Raw genomic sequence first — 20,137 nt, forward strand, 5'->3', positions numbered from 1 at the left:
TACACAGTTATACTTTTTTCGGCACCCCGGTTTATTTCCCGGAACTTCCCCGTGGGGGCGGGCTGCCATGGGGATAAACGGACATTCCGCAGATACTGCGGCTGACCCGTTCCGGTCTTTTTCAAGAGTGGGGGGTCGGCGGTCCCGGCCCGAACCTTCATCAGCTCCCATCCCCATTTCCATGCATGGTACGCCCGTCATTGGTTCCGGATATCCTCCTGGCCGTTGGCTCTGTCGTTGTCTCAGTGCTCTGCACCCTTCTGGTTCAGCCATTTGCAGGACGGTATGGCATGGCCATCACCTTCCTTTCTGCCCTCTTCCTCCTCCTCTATCTTGCAGCCTCCCGCCGGGGCTGGAGGGCGCCGTTTTCCCTTCCGGTGGCCAGGTCGCAGGTCCTCTCCGAGGTCTTTTTAGGGTTGTTCCTCCTGGTTGTGGCGCTCGCGATATCCTGGTACCTGGGTCTTGCCCTGTCCCGGGCGTTCACGGACGAGGACGGGATCCTCCTCGGCCTTGTGATCTTCGGGGCGCTGATGCTCGGTATCTCTTCGTACCGCGACTGGCAGTAGACCGTCTCTGCGGCTGGCACCTTCGCCCCGCATCCCCACACCCATAAAACCCACGAGCGCCAACAAGGTACCCAATGGACAGCATCGACACCTTCTTTCCCTACTCCGGTTACCGCCCGGGCCAGCGCCACATGCTCGAAGTCGCAGCCCAGGTTGCAAGGGATGGCGGGATAGCGATGATCGATGCCCCGACCGGCTCCGGGAAGTCGAGCGTTGTTGCCTCGCTCCTCGCTGAGCGGAGAAAGCGGAAGATCGTAATAGCGGTCCGGACCGTCAGCCAGCTCACAACGTTCATCCGCGAACTCGATCTTGTCAAGAAAAAACAGCCGCAGATAAAAACCGTGTACCTTGTCGGGAAAGGGAGCATGTGCCCGCTTGGCGGCGAAGGGGACATTTACCGGAGGTGCGAAGGCGTCAAGGCGTACTCGAACTCGCTCATGCGGGACCGGGCGGACAAGGGAGCCCTTACACCGGGAAAAGACCCGTTCATCATCCAGCAGATCCGGCTCATGGACAAGGAACACCCGATCCTCTGCCCCTACTATATTCACAGCAAGATGTTCGTGCCGGCCGAGACTGTCGGCGTCAAGATGGTGCCCTCGACCGCCCTCCGCACAAAAGCCGACCGGGTGATAGCAAATCCTGTCCCGCCCCGCGAGCTTGCGGAGTTCTGTGCCGACATCTGCCCCTACGAGCTGATGATGCAGGCAGCCCGGAACACGGACGTCGTGATCCTCAACTACCACCACCTCTTCAACCGGGACATCCGCGAGCAGCTCTACGCAAATCTCGGGGTGGAGCCGCAGGACGTCCTCCTCCTCATCGACGAAGCCCACAACTGCGGCGACGTCATCACCGGCATCGAGAGCGTCACTCTGGAAGAGCGGGACCTTGAACAGGCCTCCCGCGAACTCTCCGGCATGAGGAAGCGCCACAAAGGGGCAGAGGCAGTCCAGCACGTGCTGCCCCGGCTCACGGAGTTCATCCGGGGCCTTACCAACTCCATGGAAAGTGAGGACTGGTTCGATCCCGCTATCTTCGGGCGGATGATCCTGCGGGAGTCCCTCTACAAACAGATGGACGAGATCGTTGACGATCTCATGGGGCTCTCGGAAACGATCCGGGAGAAGAACCTCAAATCCGGCGAGTACCGCGAAACCGCCATAGAACGGCTGACCGTCTTCATGGTCCGGCTGGCCAACTCCTCAACCGACCCGGCCTTCCTGACCGTGTACCGGAAAGACGAGAGCGGCATCACGCTCGAAGTAAGGAACATCGATCCCGCCGCAGCCCTCTCGGACGTCTGCGGCTCGCATGCCTGCTGCATCCTCATCTCGGGAACCCTCTCGCCGGTCGAGAGTTTCCGGCGCTACTATTTCGGCAATGCACCGGTCACCGCCCTCTCCCTCCCCAACGCATTTCCCAAAGAGAACCGGCTCGTGACGTGCGCGAGCGATATCACAACCGCGTACTCGATGCGGCAGAACAAGGAGAACACGACCCGGATCACGGACTATATCCGGGCCTTCTCCGCGCTCAAAGGGAACCGGGCAGTCTATTTTCCCAGTTACCAGATCCTGGAATCGTACGCAAACCTCGCCGTCCCGCATATCCGCAACCGGAAGATCTTCATAGAATCGCGGGATGCCGCGGAGGCCGGAGCTGCGCTCTCCCATTTCCTCTCGCTGCCGGACCGGGGCGAATCGGGCGTCATGTTTGCGGTCTGCGGGGGGAAATGGAGTGAAGGTCTCGACTACCGGGGCGAGATGCTGAACGGGGCAATGGTTGTCGGCCTCCCGCTCGCCCCGTTCAACCGGGTGCGCAGGATGATGATCGACTATTTCCGACACAAGTTCGGCGAAGAGGGCGAGTTCATCTGCTACACGCTGCCGGCCATCAACCGCTCGCTCCAGGCCCTCGGGAGGGTTCTTCGGACCCCCGAAGATCGCGGCGTCCTTGTCCTTGCCGAGAAACGGTTCCTGGAAAAGCGGGTGAGAGGTGCCCTGCCCGGCTGGATGCAGGAAGAGATGATCGAGTGCGATATTGCGAAATACCGGGACGTGATCGGTTCATGGAAATGAGGAGCGGGTCCTGCCGGCTCGGGCTCTGGCATGTCCACGTCCACTGGTGCGGGAGTACGATCCACCAGGTCCGGTTCTCCCGCGAAGGCATACAGGGCACGGTTCCGGAACCGGTCCGGCAGTACTGCGCCGGCCTTCCAGTGGACCTGACCCGGCTTGACGCAGTTCCGCTCCACTATGAAGGAACCTACAACCGGATTTACGCAAACGTCCGCAACGTTCCGTACGGCCGGACCGCAAGTTACGGTGAGATTGCCGCACTTGCCGGCACCGGAGCCCGCGTTGTCGGGCAGGCCATGGCCCGCAACCCTACGCCGCTCGTCATCCCCTGCCACCGGATCGTTGCAGCCCGGGGAATAGGCGGTTTCTCCCCCGCAATCGAGATCAAGGAAGCGCTCCTGGCCCTGGAACAAAAAGGTCTTCATAAAATACTTTGCAAAAAAAGATCTATATAATCGGAGAGCGGGTGTTGACACGGTCAGGGTACGGTCGGATGCAGATCCTGCCCGTGTCCGGATACGACCAGGTGAGCGGGTGAGATCGGCAGTTATTCTCGTGGGCGGAGAGGCAAGACGCGCAAACGGGCAGGAGAAGTACTTCTTCGTGTACGAGGGCAGGACCTTCATCGAGCGCCTGATCGATTCACTCAGCCCGGTCGTGGACGAGATCATCCTTGTTGCCCGCGATCCGGAACAGTGCAAGCGGTTCCATACCCTCAACGGCACGCGTGCCGTCCGCTGCATCAACGACCTCCGGACCGGTATCGGGCCGATTGGCGGGCTCCATGCCGGCGCTATGGCGGCAACCGGTGATTATCTCTTCGTATCTGCCTGCGACATGCCCTGTGTCGAAAGCAGCGTTGTCCGGTACCTCTTTGACTCCATAGGGTCCTATGATGCGTCAATACCCAGCTGGAACTATGACATGATCGAACCGCTCCACGCAGTGTACCGCCGATCGGTACTCCTTGAGTACCTAAAAAACCATGAATCCTATTCCCTGCGCCCGATGATCCGCAGCATCAACACCCGCTATGTTCCCGTGGACGAACTCCGTCAGTTCGATCCAAACCTTCGCACGTTCACCAACATCAACAAGCTCGAAGATCTCGAAACTATCAATGCCCGCCCGGCAAACGGGCAGAATGTCCCGGAATAACCCGGAACCGGCTCTTTTATAAAAAACAGGATTCTGTATAAATTATATGTAATAGGATCACGGACTACTATTGTACTGATCCATTCGCAGAAGAGCGGTACCGGGTTTCTCCTTTCGGCAGGAGAACGGGTGATGATACCTTGAAAAACGAGAATGAAGACTCACTGCAGCTGTTCATCATCGCTGCGGCGTCCATTGGTGCAGTTATCACCACGGTCTTCTCGCTCACCCGCGGGATCTTCGAGATCTTCCCGTTTTTGTATATCCTCCCCATCATCCTTGTTGTCTATTTTTACCCGAACCGTGGCGTGATCTTCTCCCTGGTCATCAGCCTGACCTACATCAGTCTCGTATACCTGTTTAATTTCACGGACCCTGCGATCATCGCCATTTCAACTGCCTGGTTTGCCATCTTTATGACCATTGGCGTGGTTGCCTCGTCCTATGCAACCAAACTCCAGGCCGAGAAGGCCCGGATTCACCAGATCCTCAATAACTCGCAGGACGGTATCTTCTGTTTTGATATCAGGTCCGAGCAGGTGCTCGAGGTTAATGCCAAATGTGCCCAGTGGCTCCGGTACGAGCGCACGGAACTGCTCGGAACAAGCCTTGCCCTTATCTGGTCCGATGCGGGCGAGCGTGAAGGGTTCATTGACCGGCTGAAAAAAGATCCCCGGAACACCGAGACGGAAGGACTCTTCCGGGCAAAAGACGGGACCGTTATCCGGCTCATCATCTCGGCGGTCCTGGTGTTACCGAACCGGGCGCTCTGTTCTGCCATAGATATTACCGGCGGCAAGATTGTTGACGAAGAGATCAGAAAGACGCTCGATGACCTGGAAGAACAGGTCAGGGCCCGCACGGCGCATCTGGAAGAGATCAACGAGAAACTGCGGGCAGAGATCCTTGAGCGCCGGAGAGCCGAACAGAAAATGTTATCCGGGCTCATGAACCCTGACGACGAGGAGGTGGAACGCAGATGAACGTTACTCCTTCCGTAAAACGCCAGGCGTTCTGGACCGTCATCATCCTTGCAACAACGTTCTTTGCGATCTATTCAACCGTATTCTCCTTAACCCACAACATCTACGAAGTATACCCGTTCCTGTATTTTTTGCCCATCATCCTCTTTGTGTACCAGTATCCCCGCTGGGGCGTGCTCTTCTCCCTTCTCATGAGCACGGTCTACCTGCTGCTCGTCTACTTCTTCAGCAACTTCAACCCGGCCGTTATCGCGGTCTCGACTGCGTGGTTCGTGATCTTTGTCACTATCGGGGTAGTCACGTCATCCTTTGCTGAAGGTCTCCGGGCAGAAGAGAGGAAATACCGGGGCATCTTCGAGAACTCGCAGGCGGGGATCTTCACCTTCGATCTCACAACAGGGCGCATCCGCGAACTCAACAGCAAGTGCGCCCGTATGCTGAAATACGGGAAAGACGATCTCATTGACATGGACCTGGCGGTAATTTTTCCAAACGCTTATGACCGGGAGACATTCATCAACGAGATCCGGTCCCGGGCAAAGACCGGGGATACCGAGCTCCGGTTCCAGACACGGGACGCAATCGTCCGCCATTTCCTCGTCTCCGCATCCCTCTCGCCGAATAATCTGGTTATCTGTTCGGCCATTGACATCACCGACCGGAAACTTGCCGAGCGGGTGATCCAGAAAGCAAAGGACGATCTCGAGCAGCGGGTCCGGGAGCGGACGGACGAACTGCTCCGGGCAAACGATGTCCTCAAGGTGGAGATACAGGAACGCAAGCGGTTCGAGGCCGCCATCCAGCTCTCCAACCGGAAACTCAACACCCTCTCATCGATCACCCGCCACGATATCCTCAACCAGATAACCGCCATTGTCATGTACCTCTCGCTTGCAGAGGAGACCACAACCGATCCCCAGGTGCTCGATCATCTCCAGAAGATAGGCCAGCTCACCGAACTTATCCAGGCACAGATCCGGTTCACCAAGGATTACCAGAGTATCGGGGCAAATGCCCCCTTATGGCAGCACGTGGGCTCGACCGTCAACAGTGCGATCGTCAATCTTGACCTGGGCCCGGTCACGGTGAAGAACGATCTCGGCAGGCTGGAGATCTACGCAGATTACCTGCTTGAGAAAGTCTTCTTCAACCTGGTGGACAACTCCCTCCGGCACGGGGAGAAGGTTACCTCCTGCCGGTTCTCCTTCCATGAAGAAACGGACGGGATTACGATCGTGTACGAAGATGATGGTATTGGTGTACCTGCAAATGCCAAGGACAAGATCTTCAAGCGGGAATATTACCGGAATACCGGGTACGGGATGTTCCTCGCCCATGAGATCTTAAGCATCACGGGTCTTTCGATAAAAGAGACCGGCGAGCCGCAGAAGGGTGTCCGGTTCGAGATCCATATCCCCGCAGGGGAGTTCCGTTTTGCTGCTGACAACTTTGTACCGGATACCGGCAGTTTTTAAAAAAAAAGGTTTTATAAACTTCTCTTTTTTGTTTCTTCCAAAAAAAACATACGGGAGTTACAGGTTCTTTTTCCTGCCGCTTGCGTCTCGCATGTAGTGCCCGAACTCGCTCTTCTGGAGCAGGTCGCCTGAGAAGACCGGGCCATCCCGGCAGACGCGGAGACCGGACGGGTCCGTGCAGCACGAGCCGCAGACCCCGACACCGCATTTCATGTACCGGTGGAGCGAGAACTCGGTCTTGTGGGCAAGCCCTTTCTCGGTGACTTTGGCGAGCACGGCCCGCATCATGACCTCCGGCCCGCAGACCGCAAACCGGTCATAGGCCGCAAGGTTGAGGTCGTCCATGAGTGCCGTGACAAACCCGTGGTGCCCCAGCGATCCGTCGTCCGTTGCAATGATCACGTCCGTGCATTCGTCGAGCTGGTCCACAAACAGGAGTTCGCTCTCGCTCCGGGCCCCAAGGAGCATCGTCATCACGCAGTCGGCCCGGGCCAGCGGGAGCAGCGGGGCGGCTCCCACGCCGCCGGCAATGGCGAGCACCTTCTCTCCCTTTGAAAAGCCGTTCCCGAACGGGCCCCGGATCCCGAGTTTGTCCCCCGGGCCGAGATTGAAGAGTGCACCCGTTGCATCCCCCACGTTCTGGACCGTGATGCTGTTCTCGGAGGAGAGGGCCATCGGAATCTCGTCCACACCCGGCACCCAGACCATCACGAACTGCCCGGGTCTGAAGGTGAACGGGGTGTCGAACATAAACGTCCGGATCTGCGCCGTCTCTTTCTTCACCCGGATAATGGTCACGGGAACGGACAGGGCATCAGCCATGGGCACACCCCACAATCTCTCCGGCTTCGATCCCGTTCTTCGCATACAGGTCTTTTTTAATGGCATCAAACACGCTGACATCCCCGTAAACAGCGCTGCCGATCTCAACTGCCGCTGCGCCGGCCATCATCATCTCGATGACATTATCCGCAGATGCAACTCCCCCGCAGCCTATGATGGGGATCTTCACCGATTCATACAGTTCATACACGCACCGCACCGCAACCGGGAAGATGGCCGGCCCCGAGAGCCCGCCGTACCCGTGTCCCAGCATCGGCCTGCGCAGGCCGGTCGAGATCCGCATTGCTTTTACGGTGTTGATGGCAACGATCGCACTCGCCCCGCCGTTCTCGGCGGCTTTCCCGATGGCCGTGATGTCGGTTACATTCGGGGTCAGCTTCACCCAGGTTGGGATTGCGGATTTGCTGACCGCCCGGGTGCAGGCTTCGACAAGAGCCGGGTCGCTCCCGATTGCCGCACCATACCCTTCCGCGTGCGGGCAGGAGAGGTTGAGCTCGAAACCCGAAGCCTTTCCGGAAAACCATCCGGCCACTTCAGCAAATTCTTCCGGGTTTCCGCCAAAGATGCTGACCACGACCGGCTTTTTTGCAAGCCCGGTCAGTTCTTCCACGAAATCCTTCGACGGGTTGGGAAGGCCCATCGCGTTCATGAGCCCGTCTTCCAGCACCACAAGGCAGGGGCCGGCATGCCCCTCCTTTGCCACCGGTCCTATCGACTTGGTGACCACGCCCCCGGCCCCGAGCAGCAGCATCCGCGAGAGCGATGCCCCCGTTGTTCCCAGGATCCCGGCTGCGAGGACGAGGTGGTTGTCAAGTGCAACGCCACCGGCAGTTACCGGACCCGGCTTGAGAGTAACCATTGATCAGAAAATGGTCGTTAATTTATTATAAAGAGCATCTTTCCGGGGATTCATGAAGCCCGGGAAAAACCGGAATTACGAACCCGCTCCTGATCACGGGAGTCACTTAATTATTCTCTGCATACCCATATTGGTACCAGATGGCGCGCCTTGCAGTTGTGGGAGTGGGCAGGATTGGCGGCGGGGTTGCTTACCTGGCGGCATCGCTCGGTATTGTCGACGAACTGATCCTGTATGACAGTGCCCCGGACCTGCTCAAAGCCCAGGTGCTCGATATCGAACACACCGGCCTTGACATGGCCATCAGCACGGATAAAAACGAGGTGAAGGATGCGGACATCTGCATCCTTTCTGCGGGACTCCCGCGCAACCCTTCCGTAAAAACGCGGGCCGATCTCCTTGAAGCAAATCTCCCGGCAGTAAAGGACTGCACGGCGCTCCTGAAGGGGTTTGAAGGAATTCTCATAACGGTAACAAACCCCATGGACATCAACAATTTTTATCTCTGCAAAAAAACGGGCATGGCACGGGAGCGCTGCATCGGGTTTGGCGGCCAGCTCGACAGTGCCCGGTTCGGCCTCGCGCTCCGGAACCGGAACATCAGCGGCTTCCCGTTCGTTCTCGGGGAGCATGGCGAACACCAGGTCCCGGCCTTCTCCCGGCTGGACGAGCCGGTTGACGAGGAGAAACGGAACGAGATCCTCGCGGAGCTCCGGGGCGCCAGCATGGAAGTCATCAAGGGCAAGGGAGGCACGGTCTTCGGCCCGACCCTCCACCTCGCGCACCTTGTACGGATGGTCCTCTCAGACACGCGGGATCTCGCAATCTGTTCGGCAGTGCTTGAGGGCGAGTTCGGCATTACCGGCTGTTCGCTCGGTGTCCCGGCCCGGATCGGGCGGGACGGGATTCATGCGATAGAAGAATGGAATCTCGATCCCTGGGAACGCCGGAAGATGGACGAAGCCGGATCGTTCGCACGCGAACTCTCCACCCGGGCGGTTTCCTGATATGGGATCGCAGGCACAATTGACTTTAGAAAATTGTATGAACGCACCCAGTACTCCGGGGCAGTCACCCGACAGTATCTCCATCGCCATCAACCAGGTAGAATATAGTAAAGTATTACCGGACTGTCCGGTCATCCATGTCTTCGGACGCAATAACAAGGGGAAGGCCATCAGGATCGATGTTACCGGGTTCAAACCATATTTCTACATTCCTGCTGATGAGGCGGACTCGAAACAAATACCGTATAATGCAAAACTTGAGCCCGATACCATATACCGCTCAATTCAGAACGAGCCGCTCCGAAGGCTCTATACAAATCAACCTACAGATGTCCGTGAAGTGCGGAACCTGTTCCGGCATTTTGAAGCCGACATTCCGTTTGCCACACGGTTCATGATCGATTGTGGGCTCACCGGAGGGATGTCCGTATCGTCCGCAATTACGGAAAACAAGGATCTTAGCCCGGCGGTAGTGGATTATCCAGATAAGCCCCGTGTCACGGACAATGTGCGGACCGATGAGGGGTCGGCTCCAGATATTATCGTAGACTATAATGATCTCGTTCCCGCCGAAGTAGATGCACCTGCCCGATCTTGTATTATTGATATCGAATGTGAAGACGAACGAGGATTTCCGGATCCTCAGCGGGATGCGATCATCTGTATCACCGCGTTCGATTCATTCAAGAAAGATTATGTTACGTTCCTGCTGTTCAAAGGTGGAATTCCCCCCTCGATTATGGAACAGCAGGATATCGGCGGACTTGTGAACGGGTGTTTTCAGAAAGGCAGACACACAACCTGTGCCTACGAAACCGAAGTTGACATGCTCAAAGCATTTGTCGCGTACATTACCGAACGAGACCCGGACGTTCTCTCGGGTTGGAACTTCACTGAATTCGATATGCGTTACATCAATGACCGGATGGAGGCTCTCAAACTCCAGCCCTCTCAACTCGCCCGACTCACCGGATGGTCAGACCGCAGCGCACTCCGGGGTCGAGCGCTCTTCGATCTCCTCAGTGCATACAAAAAGATGCACTTGAGTCAGAAGGAGTCGTACCGGCTCGATGCGGTCGCCCTTGAGGAAGTTGGCGAGCAAAAAGTGCGTTACACCGGAACGATCTCTGATCTCTGGAGAAATCAACCGGCTCTGCTCGTGGAGTATAATTTCAAGGATGTTGAGCTCTGTGTCAAGATCAACAATAAGGATAACATTATAGAATTTTACCGGGAGATTGCTCGTTACGTAGGCTGCCCCTTGGACAAGACCCTTAACTCATCAAACATAGTTGACGTTTTTGTCCTTCGGAAAGCATTTGGCAAATATGTTCTGCCCTCAAAAGGGTTTGTTAATGCAGAAGAGTTTGAAGGAGCGACCGTCTTTGAGCCGAGCAGGGGCGTCCGGGAGAACGTCGTAGTACTTGATCTTAAGTCCCTGTACCCGATGGCGATGATGACGATCAATGCCTCAATGGAGACGAAGGATCCGAACGGCGAGCTCCATGCTCCGAACGGGATCCGGTTCCGAAAACAGCCGGATGGGTTGACTCGGAGTATCATTTCAGATCTGCTCAAGGAGAGGGATGAGAAAAAGGCCCTCCGCAACACGTTCGAATTTGGCTCACCTCAGTACGTTCTCTACGATATGCAGCAGAATGTGCTTAAGGTCATCATGAACACCTACTACGGTGTAAGCGGGTACCCTCGGTTCCGGTTATTCGATCGGGAGATTGGTTCTGCGGCGACTTCGGTTGGACGTGCGATTATTGAGCACACCCGACGCGTGATCGAGCAACAGGGTTACAAGGTCATTTATGGGGATACGGATTCCTGCATGGTCCAGTTGCTCCCAAAAGATCTCGACAAGGAGCAGACCATCGCACTTGCCAGACAAATCGAAAAACGCCTAAATGAAAGTTATGCAGAATTTGCAAAAAATGAACTGAATGCGGATGTTCATTTCTTCTCCATCAAATTCGAAAAGATCTATGCCAGGTTCTTTCAGGCAGGGAAAAAGAAAAGATACGCAGGCTCACTCGTCTGGAAAGAGGGAAAGGACGTTCATGAGACCGACATTGTGGGTTTTGAGATCCGACGTAGTGACACCCCTCAGATCACGAAAACTGTTCAGCAGCAGCTGATGGTGATGATCCTTGAAGGAAAGGGGAAAGAAGAGATCCGGAAATACCTGATAGATGAAGTGAAAAAATATAAAACAAATCAATATTCCCTGGATGTGATTGGTATACCCGGTGGAATTGGGAAGGATCTCAATGATTATGACATAGATGATGCCCATATTCGCGGTGCGAAATATTCAAATGAACACCTCGGAACTAAATTTGGTAAAGGTAGCAAGCCTAAACGCGTATATATAAAAAATATTGACAGTTCAGGAATTTCTGACACAAAATATCCTCATACTAATGTGATCTGTTTTGAATATAGTGATCAGGTTCCAAAAGAATTTCACGTTGATTTAGATTTGATGCTGGAAAAAACATTACAACAACCACTTTCCCGTATTATCGAAGCTCTTGGATGGGATTGGAATGAACTTTTAGATCCAAGTAAAAAGATTACAACGGGAACAACTTTCGATCAATGGGGATCATGAAGTGAGCGGAAATAATCCGGTGATTTTCTTTTTTTGAGGAACTTCCAATTATTGCATTAATTCTTAATAGTTCGATGGGGGCTGATGCCCCCATACCCCCCGGTTGCGATAGATTGCGCCGCCCCCGACGGGGCGCCCCCGCGGCGCTTCGATTTCCTGCCAACATCAAAAAAAGGGAATTACCATGGAGATGTTTTCGTTACGTTGTCGGTTGACTCCCCCGTAGATTGTTCGTATAATTGTGGGGGGTCAAGGGGACACTCCCCTTGGGCAGCCTCCCCCTCTGGGGGAGCGAGGGGGTCACTCTCACAGGTATATCACACATTGGTAAAACCTGAAATTAGTTGCGAGCTTGTGAAAAAATTTGCAGTTTCGTAAAAACCAAAATTTTCATTAGGAGCGAATTCACCCTACCCGAGCCTTGCATGCAGCTGCCGGATCTGTTCCCGGACCGCAATCGCCCGCTCGAAATCGAGCCGCTCGGCAGCATCATACATCTCTTTTTCCAGGCTGATCACCACATTGGGGATCTCGGTCTTCGGGATATGGCGGATGTCGGTTATCTCGACTTCCTTCTCCTTGACCGGCTTGATGATGGTCTGCGGGACGATGTTGTTCTCGGTGTTGAACGCCACCTGGAGGGTGCGCCGCCGTTTCGTCTCGGCTATCGCCCGCTTCATCGAATCGGTCATCACGTCGGCATAGAGGACAACTTTCGAGTTCACGTTCCGGGCTGCCCGGCCAATGATCTGGATCAAGCTCTTGGTATCCCGGAGGAAGCCTTCCTTGTCGGCATCCAGGATCCCGATGAAACCGACTTCGGGGATATCGAGCCCTTCCCGGAGCAGGTTGATCCCGACAAGGACATCGAACTTGCCGAGCCGGAGTTCGCGGATGATCTCGCTCCGTTCGAGCGTCTTGATATCCGAGTGGAGGTAGCGGGTCTTGATCTTCCGGTCGGCAAGGAACTCGGAGAGCTCCTCGGCAAGTTTCTTGGTCAGTGTGGTGATGAGGACACGGTCGCCCCGGGCAATCGTCTTTTGTACTTCCCGGATAACATCGTCCGTCTGGCCTTCGATGGGCCGCACTTCAACTTCGGGGTCGATAAGACCGGTTGGGCGGATGATCTGTTCAACGGCTTTTCTGGACTTTTTGAGCTCGTACTCTCCCGGGGTTGCCGAGACAAAGACCACCGAGCTCATGTACTGCTCGAACTCGTGGAACTTCAGGGGCCGGTTGTCGTACGCGCTCGGGAGCCGGAAGCCGTAGTCGATTAAGGATTTCTTGCGCGAGCGGTCGCCGTTGTACATGCCGTGGAGCTGGGGGATCATCTGGTGGCTCTCATCGATGATCAGCAGAAAATCGTCCGGGAAATAGTCGAGCAGGCAGTAGGGCTTCTCGCCCTCTTTCCTGCCATCGAAATGCCGGGAGTAGTTCTCGATGCCCTTGCAGGAGCCGGTCTCCCTCACCATCTCGATGTCGTACCGGGTCCGCTGTTCGAGCCGGTACGCTTCCATCATCCCGAGTGTTGGCAAAACTTCGGTGAGTTCCTGCTGGATCGAGTCTATGGCAGCGGCCCGGGCGCCCTCGGGCGTGACAAAGTGCCGGGCCGGATAGACATAGAAATATTTCAGCTGCTCTTTCCGGTTGCCGGTGTTTTTGTCCACTTCGCTGATACGCTCGATCTCGTTTCCGAACAGCTCGATCCGGATGATGTCGTTGAAGTAACCGGGTATGATATCGATGGTGTCGCCCTTGACCCGGAACCGCCCGGGCATCAGCTCGAGATCGTTTCGCTGGAAGAGGATGTCGAGGAGCCGGCTCATGATCTCGGTTCTTGAGATCTTCTGGCCTACTGCAAGCTCGAACCCCATGTTCCGGAAATTCTCCGGGTTGCCAAGACCGTAGATGCAGGAGACCGAGGCAACCACGATCACATCGCGGCGGGTCGAGAGCGAAGCGGTGGCCGAGAGACGGAGCATCTCGATCTTGGGGTTGATGGCCGAATCTTTCTCGATGTACTGGTCCTTTGCCGGGATGTAGGACTCGGGCTGGTAGTAGTCGTAGTAGGAGACGAAGTACTCGACGCGGTTGTTTGGGAAGAAGTCGCAGAACTCCGAATAGAGCTGGGCGGCAAGCGTCTTGTTGTGCGCAAGGACAAGGGTTGGCCGGTTTGCGGCCGCGATCACGTTTGCCATCGTGAACGTCTTGCCGGAGCCGGTGACGCCAAGCAGGGTCTGGTACTGCTCGTTTCTCTCAAGACCTTCGGTCAGCTCCTTAATGGCTTCCGGCTGGGAGCCGGCCGGCGCAAAGGTTGAGACGAGCTGGAAGTCTGTCACGGTGCTTAGGATCTCGGATTGTGATATTAAAAGGAATGGGGATGAGGCAGGAAAGTGAACTGATCCTGCCGTGCCATGAGATCCGTACCGTGAGGACTTTCAGAATTGCAGATGAAATAGTTTTTCAATAATAAATATAATTATCTTCAAGTGATTATTTTAATGAGTGCACAGCCGATACCTGCCAGGGGCGTGAGCCGGATGCATCTTTGCAAGGCTGCAGCCGGTTGTTGCTTCATCGTTCTTCTCATGGTGATCCCCCCGGTTGCTGCAACCCCGTACGCGAGAATCATCGGGGGCCAGGTCACCGGCCTGAACGAGACGAGCCACACCCTGACAATAGTAACCGACTGCGACAGGTTTCCCTGCGATGAGGATATGCAGGGATCCTATTCAGGAATCGTCCGGAACGATTCAGTATTTGGTTTGCTGCGGACGGGAGAACCGGTTGTGCTGATGTACAGGAGCTGGATGGGTCAGTATCCCTGCAAGAGCGGGGATTACGAGGGCCGGTGCATGGATCCCGGGCATGAACCCATTCCCGTTGGAAACTGGGAGGGAATCTCACGCGTTACCATGGATCCCGTTGCCGGCCGATGGCTGACAACGGATCTTTTTGGAGACCCCCATGAGAGCACGGTGCAGCTTGTCAATAATTATTCACTCGATTATGAACCCGGGCCGGACAGTACTGCATGTCCTCCTGATCAACCACTCTGGGAATGCAATGCCGGCTATCTCAATGTCACCCTCTCTCACAGGAACACTGCCGTTGCAGAGACCCGAATCCTGCGCAACACCACATTCATGTATGAAGATCCGGTTGACAGGACAACGGTCACCATACTGTTCCGGGGGGGCAGGGCAACACCGCGTCATGTCGTAAGTCCCGGGGGATGCCCCTGCACGGATATTGAAGTCCATGCCCGCCCGATACCGGTGATGCCCGTGCAGGCATCACCACCCCTGCCCCCCAATCCTCTACGCTCCGCAACGCAGGCAGCTTCGCTTCCCTTTGGGATATCGCTCATCGCGCCATTCCTTGCCGGGATTCTCGTGCTTGAAAGAATAAGAAAAATGTGATCTGTAAAAAAACCGTGAGAACGTGCCGGCCCCGGGGTTCAGATCTTCCCCCTGCTCCCCGTTCTTGTCATCGGACAGACATTGCAGCCCGCCATCTCGCCAAAGCAGAAGAGGAACCGTTCCCGGATCGTCTTTGGGAGCAGGTCTTCATGAATCGGGACAAACCCGAATGTCTTGTAAAACTGGATGAGGACAAGCGTCGAGTGGATAAAGATCTGCTCGTTTCCGCACGTATCGATGAGTGCCTGGACCGCGAGCCGGGCATACCCTTTGCCCCGGTGCTTCTCGCCTGAAAAGACGCAGTCCATCTCAAGCCCGTCCGGGTGCCGGGTACACCGGGCCGTTGCGGCAAGGCTGCCGTTTTCAAAAACTCCAAAGACCCGCTCGCCCGGCATGTCGTTCTTCTGGCCGCGGTACTCTTCCCATAATTTCTCCGCGAGCCGGAATTCTTCGTGTGCGAGCTCGCGGACTTCGATTTTTGATCCAGGTTCTGCCATATTGCTGATGAGGTTTTCATCTGCAATGTTATTTGAGGTTCGCGATGTGTGCAGGAACGGTGCCGGCAGAATTAATTCAAAAAATTTTTTAAAGTTCCGGAATGGTTTTGGGATCGTTGAGCTGGCAGCATTTCAAATTTTTTTCATAACAGATCGAACCCGTTGTTTTCTTCACTCAGGGAAAATCCCTGAACTACCCCGGTCCCCGCAAACGACCCGGCAGATCGCTCACGTCGATAAAACACTGATCAGGACATTTTCCGGTGTCGTGGAAAACCTGCCTCTCCCCATGATCACCGGATTGCCCGGATTGCCAAAATACGCTCTATACGGGCCCCGTTTTTCCTGATTTTTTGCCGAACGAAGATTCGACAGGAAATCATAGTGCAATTGTTTTTGAAAATGCTCAAATATCGCCCCAATTGCGTAAATAATAATAAATTGGCGGTTTTTGACCGTGCTCTTTATTGCGTTTCTGTTGGCCTGCCACCTACTTCAGTCCGTTTTTTTAAGAAACGCGATTCTAAACCCCCTGGCGTGCCCCGGATTATGAGGCGAAAACGGGGCGTTTTTAGCAGGTATTATAGCGAAATAGGCGGTTTTTAACGGATTTTTTTCACGTCGAAGCACGGATCGGTAGCAGAGAGGTCAGAAGGCTAAAAACCGGCCCGGTTCCTGAAGGGAAGTACGAAAAATATTTTGAAAGATTTTCCGGAAATTTTTTATTTCATCCGGCAATTTGCAAAAATTCAGAGACAATCAGGATGATTTCATAAGGGTCTCCGCCCACGCCCGGTTCGCCCGGAGGGCACAGCCCCCCGCAGACTCCGTGAGCAGCCCGTGCTCGTTGCGGATCCGGGCGAGCAGCCGGGAGCCGAGCGCCTCTTTGAGCGGCACAAGCCCGAGGTTCGCGTCCGAGTACGGGGCAGCGGGGCAGGGTTCGAGGTTGCCGGACGGGCTCACATGCACGAATCCCCGGCCCGCGGCAAGACACCCGCCATACAGATCCTCATCGCCGGGAAACCCGATGAAGAGTGCCGGGAATTTCCGGGTAAAGTCTGCAAGGACAATCCGGAGGATCTTCTTCTGCTCCGGAGTCAGGACAAGGTTCCCCGTGTCAGGCTCCATGGGCACGAACTCGACAAACGTGAAGACCCGAACGCCGGCTGCCATCATCTCCCGGATAAATTTTTCATCAGTCACCCGCGAAAAATTTTCCCGCGTTGTCGTAACCGAGCAACCGAAGAAGATGTTCCGGCTTTTCAGCCGGCCGCAGGCTGCCAGCAGCCGGTCATAGACCCCGCTGCCCCTCCGCAGATCGGTGTCCTCGCGGAAGCCCTCGAAGCTGATGACCGGCACAAGGTTCCGGCATGCTGCAATTTTTTCTGCAACCGCGTCATCGATAAGGAGACCGTTGGAAAAGACCGGGAAGAGGATCGCCGGGTGTTCCCGTGCCATCTGGAAGATCTCATCCATCCGCACGAGCGGTTCGCCACCGGCAATAACGAAAACGGAGACGCCGAGCTCCGCGGCCTGCCGTACAACGGACGCAAGAACCGCCGGGCTCATCTCCGCAGCGGGTTGTTCACCCCGCCCGTGCATGTAGCAGCCGGCACACGCGAGGTTACAGCGCGAGGTGATGCTCGCGATCATGACCGGTGGTACGAACAGCCCGTCACGCTCGTGACCCTTCCGGACCAGCGCAGCTTTTTGCTGGTGGTGCAGGATCACGGATCCCGGGATGATAAGTACCGGCTCGGAGGCAATGATCCGGATCGCCTGGCTGAGGGTTTCTGCGATTGTGGTATCGAATGTATCGCGGTACTGGCGGTTGCTGTCCTGCATACCTGCACCTTCCCGGTTATAACGCCGGACTCCTGGTTTTCCGGCCTTTGATACTACTGATCGCCCGGCCGGCCACTGCCCCGATGAGGATGATGCCTGCAAGAGCGCTGAATGCAAACTTGAGGAGCGTGGCCGCCATCGTAAAACCCGCAATATCCGGAAGATATGCCGGCCATGCGAGGAGCATGGCGATGATCCCGAAATTCTCCAGGTAATCGCAGAGTCCCCCGATCACGGGAACAAGGTTGAGCCGGTGCCACCGGCTCTCCGCTGGCAGCCAGGTGTGAAGGAGCCACGAGATGACCGTCGAGAGGAAGAGCGCGTAGAAGAACGGGACGAACATATCGAGCAGCGCAATGTGCGTTACGTAAAACGCCCGGCCCGCTTCGCCCATAATCGCGAGAAACGCGTACGCCTGATCGGGAGTGTACAGCACTTCCATGTCGAGGACACCGACACCCCCGGTGATCGCATTGAGCTCCGCTATGCCGAACGGCCGGCCGTTGATGAGAAAAGCGGTGACCAGGAGCCCGGCAAGGGCTGCGAGCATGGTGCGCCGCGAGGTGATCGCGATGATCCTGTCCGACAGAACATCAAGAATCCGCTTTCCGCTCTCGATCCCGTCCATGCCTATTCGCCCCGCTGGTCCAGCATATCCTTAATCGTGACATCCGGGTGGTGGTACCGGGGTTTCCCGGCAGTCCTGCCGCCGATCTCAACGGCTCCCTGCGGGCACCAGTGGATACAGGCATAGCACTGGGTACAGTTCCTGCCCCATCTCACTCCATCCGGCGTTGTCGTGATATTATGGGTGGGGCAGATCCGCGTGCAGGTCCCGCAGTGGCTGCACGCCGCTGTGGCATGGAGCCGGCCCGGCACATTGTACACGGAGGTCATGAGCGTTCTCGTCACGGCACCCCCGAACTTCAGGAGAGCCGAGTTCGTGCCCTCAGGTGCCGCAACCTTCCGGTCCCGGACGGCTGCCGCAATTGCCGCAATCCGGCTTTTTGCACCGGTATATTTTTCCTGCCGGTGGCCGGCATCCCCCATCAAATCAACGGGACCGATATAATTCTCCGGCATGACAACGACAAACCCGTTTGAGAGCGTTGTTTCCTTCTGTTCAAGGAGCGTTTTGAGACTGAAGAGCGCTCCCCCCGGCCGCTCCCCGCAGGTTGCAATGCCGAAGAGGTAGGGCCTGCCGGTGAACCGGATATTCTCAACAAACTTCCGGACAATGGCGGGCATGTCGAGGAAGTAGACCGGAAACGCGATCCCGACCGCATCTGCATCCGGGCAGATCCCGCCCGGGTGCATGGCCAGCCGGAGGGGGATCAGTTTTGTATCGCCAAGTTCCGCGGCAAGGTCGCGGGCAACGGCCAGCGTGTTTCCCGTGCCGGTGAAATAGTAGAGGATGGTCTTCATGCATTGTCCTGTTACTGCTTCCCCGTGTACGTGATCGCACCTTTCGGGCAGGCATCGGCACAGCTTGCGCAGAGGATGCACTCGGCGTTCTCCATCCCGCCCTTCCGGACCATGCCGTTCACATCGAGCCCCATCGGGCATTCCTTTGTGCATTTCTTACAGTCAATGCAGCGGCCGGCATCGGCGTCCAGATGAAGGGCCGGCCACCGGAACAGGTTACGGATCTTCCGGCCCGCGATCATCAGGACTGCGATCGGGCAGAACACGTGGCAGAACCCGCGCCTTCCCGCGAGGAATGCAATGATGAAGATGATGACAAAGATTATGCCGACCGTGATCAGGACTTCGATGGACGATATCGAGATGCCATTCACCGTGCCAAACAGGGGATCAACGGAACGGATTCCCCCGGCGCTGTAAAAGGAGAACGCGATCGCGGCAAGCCAGAGCACCGTGATGCCGTACTTGACATAGTTGCGCCATCCGTCCTTCACGGTGTGTTTGATGACCGGCGAACAGATCTCCTGCCATGCCCCCATGGGGCAGAGCCACCCGCACCAGAGCCGGGCTACAACGAGCGAGAGGATGAAGAGCGCGAGGTAGAGCAGCAGGCTGCCGGTGGCAACACCTGCTGAAGCCCCCATCAGGATAACAATGGGGGAGATGTAGAAGATCGTAACCGGGATTAAGAGAAAGGAGATGACGAGCAGCCATTTCCGGATTGCCTGGCGGGACGATGCGTTGTTGTCTTTTGGTGTATCTGTCATGGTGATTTTCCGTAATTTGTCAGTTTTTCCCAATAATCGTACGTTGCTTCAGATTCTCTGCAAACGCTTCTGCAAGCCGGAGGTCGTCCGCATCCGGTCTTCCTTTGTTCAGCCCCCCGAAGAACCGGAGGAAACTGTTCGTGTTGAACCCGGCACAGCTGAATTCATCCATAACCACGTAGCCCCGGGCTTGCAGTGTTTCCCGGAGTGCCGAGTGGTTGTCCCGGATAAACTCCCTGAGCCGGTCTCCCTGATACAACCCCTCCGGGGCCCCGAATGTCGAGAAGATGAAGGCGTTCCTGCCATGGGCATCCGGCAGCCGGCCGGCAAGGTCAAGGATCGACCCGTGGTTTTTTGCTCCGTATATCCCGGAACCGAACCCGACCAGGTCGTACTCCGCAAGCTCTTCAGGGATTATCTCCCGGGGCGTTTTTACCGGGGCGCCAAGGACGTTTGCGATAACGTTTGCTATCTTCTCCGTATTGTTGTGATGACAGGAAAAAACAACAACAAGGGATTTTACCGGCTGTGTCTCCCCGGCCGTGTTCCGGGTCGGCCCTGCGTTCTTTTCTTCCGGGCTTTTCATAGC

Annotated in this window: 18 protein-coding genes; 9 read left to right on the top strand and 9 right to left on the bottom strand. The window is 56.0% G+C overall.

The genetic code is table 11. The annotated features are described in order from the left end of the window. The first annotated feature begins 185 nt into the window (after positions 1-185). The 6 genes from WC598_RS02265 to WC598_RS02290 all read left to right on the top strand — a co-directional run bounded on the left by WC598_RS02265 (position 186) and on the right by WC598_RS02290 (position 6,263). A complete protein-coding gene (locus tag WC598_RS02265; RefSeq protein WP_372959842.1) occupies positions 186-566 on the top strand; it encodes a hypothetical protein in 381 nt (126 codons plus the stop codon). A 74-nt stretch (positions 567-640) separates the two neighbouring features. Then, positions 641-2,647 carry an ATP-dependent DNA helicase gene (locus WC598_RS02270; RefSeq protein ID WP_372959843.1) on the top strand — a complete coding sequence of 669 codons (2,007 nt, stop codon included), beginning with the start codon at positions 641-643 and terminating at the stop codon, positions 2,645-2,647. Then, entirely contained in the window at positions 2,638-3,102 is a 465-nt protein-coding gene (locus WC598_RS02275; protein ID WP_372959844.1) for a methylated-DNA--[protein]-cysteine S-methyltransferase, read from the top strand. Before WC598_RS02270 ends, WC598_RS02275 begins: the two co-directional genes overlap by 10 nt. Positions 3,103-3,181: 79 nt before the next feature. Further along, positions 3,182-3,805, top strand: coding sequence for a molybdenum cofactor guanylyltransferase (locus tag WC598_RS02280; RefSeq protein ID WP_372959845.1), 624 nt, complete (start codon positions 3,182-3,184; stop codon positions 3,803-3,805). A gap of 140 nt (positions 3,806-3,945) precedes the next feature. Further along, complete coding sequence (locus WC598_RS02285; RefSeq protein ID WP_372959846.1) at positions 3,946-4,788, top strand: PAS domain S-box protein; 843 nt, start codon at positions 3,946-3,948, stop codon at positions 4,786-4,788. Next, positions 4,785-6,263, top strand: coding sequence for a sensor histidine kinase (locus WC598_RS02290; protein WP_372959847.1), 1,479 nt, complete (start codon positions 4,785-4,787; stop codon positions 6,261-6,263). The genes WC598_RS02285 and WC598_RS02290 overlap by 4 nt, the downstream gene beginning before the upstream one ends. A gap of 57 nt (positions 6,264-6,320) precedes the next feature. On the opposite strand, the gene WC598_RS02295 is transcribed toward WC598_RS02290, so the two are convergent. Then, on the bottom strand, positions 6,321-7,085 hold the full coding sequence (locus WC598_RS02295) for a dihydroorotate dehydrogenase electron transfer subunit (protein ID WP_372959848.1): 765 nt from the start codon (positions 7,083-7,085) through the stop codon (positions 6,321-6,323). Then, on the bottom strand, positions 7,078-7,965 hold the full coding sequence (locus tag WC598_RS02300; RefSeq protein WP_372959849.1) for a dihydroorotate dehydrogenase: 888 nt from the start codon (positions 7,963-7,965) through the stop codon (positions 7,078-7,080). Before WC598_RS02300 ends, WC598_RS02295 begins: the two co-directional genes overlap by 8 nt. A gap of 140 nt (positions 7,966-8,105) precedes the next feature. Here WC598_RS02300 and WC598_RS02305 point away from each other — a divergent pair, with 140 nt between their 5' ends. Then, on the top strand, positions 8,106-8,972 hold the full coding sequence (locus WC598_RS02305; protein ID WP_372959850.1) for a malate dehydrogenase: 867 nt from the start codon (positions 8,106-8,108) through the stop codon (positions 8,970-8,972). Between the two features lie 37 nt (positions 8,973-9,009). Beyond that, entirely contained in the window at positions 9,010-11,592 is a 2,583-nt protein-coding gene (locus WC598_RS02310) for a DNA-directed DNA polymerase (RefSeq protein WP_372959851.1), read from the top strand. Between the two features lie 410 nt (positions 11,593-12,002). Here WC598_RS02310 and uvrB read toward each other — a convergent pair whose 3' ends face one another. After that, entirely contained in the window at positions 12,003-13,931 is a 1,929-nt protein-coding gene (uvrB, locus tag WC598_RS02315) for an excinuclease ABC subunit UvrB (RefSeq protein WP_372959852.1), read from the bottom strand. 162 nt (positions 13,932-14,093) lie between these two features. On the opposite strand from uvrB, the gene WC598_RS02320 reads away from it, so the two are divergent. After that, positions 14,094-15,014, top strand: coding sequence for a hypothetical protein (locus tag WC598_RS02320; RefSeq protein ID WP_372959853.1), 921 nt, complete (start codon positions 14,094-14,096; stop codon positions 15,012-15,014). Positions 15,015-15,052: 38 nt separating this feature from the next. On the opposite strand, the gene WC598_RS02325 is transcribed toward WC598_RS02320, so the two are convergent. The 6 genes from WC598_RS02325 to WC598_RS02350 form a co-directional block, all read right to left on the bottom strand. Next, positions 15,053-15,511: a GNAT family N-acetyltransferase gene (locus WC598_RS02325; protein ID WP_372959854.1), complete on the bottom strand. Its 459-nt coding sequence runs from the start codon at positions 15,509-15,511 to the stop codon at positions 15,053-15,055. 759 nt (positions 15,512-16,270) lie between these two features. After that, a complete protein-coding gene (locus WC598_RS02330; protein WP_372959855.1) occupies positions 16,271-17,356 on the bottom strand; it encodes a radical SAM/SPASM domain-containing protein in 1,086 nt (361 codons plus the stop codon). Between the two features lie 16 nt (positions 17,357-17,372). Next, a complete protein-coding gene (locus WC598_RS02335; protein WP_372959856.1) occupies positions 17,373-17,984 on the bottom strand; it encodes a hypothetical protein in 612 nt (203 codons plus the stop codon). 2 nt (positions 17,985-17,986) lie between these two features. Then, complete coding sequence (locus tag WC598_RS02340) at positions 17,987-18,781, bottom strand: EFR1 family ferrodoxin (RefSeq protein ID WP_372959857.1); 795 nt, start codon at positions 18,779-18,781, stop codon at positions 17,987-17,989. A gap of 11 nt (positions 18,782-18,792) precedes the next feature. Beyond that, the gene (locus WC598_RS02345) at positions 18,793-19,548 is read right to left on the bottom strand and encodes a 4Fe-4S binding protein (RefSeq protein WP_372959858.1); all 756 of its coding nucleotides are present in this window, start codon (positions 19,546-19,548) and stop codon (positions 18,793-18,795) included. A gap of 19 nt (positions 19,549-19,567) precedes the next feature. Then, the gene (locus tag WC598_RS02350) at positions 19,568-20,134 is read right to left on the bottom strand and encodes a flavodoxin family protein (protein WP_372959859.1); all 567 of its coding nucleotides are present in this window, start codon (positions 20,132-20,134) and stop codon (positions 19,568-19,570) included. Positions 20,135-20,137 lie beyond the last annotated feature (3 nt).

This window comes from Methanoregula sp. (assembly GCF_041645475.1).
Classification (GTDB): Archaea; Halobacteriota; Methanomicrobia; order Methanomicrobiales; family Methanospirillaceae; genus Methanoregula.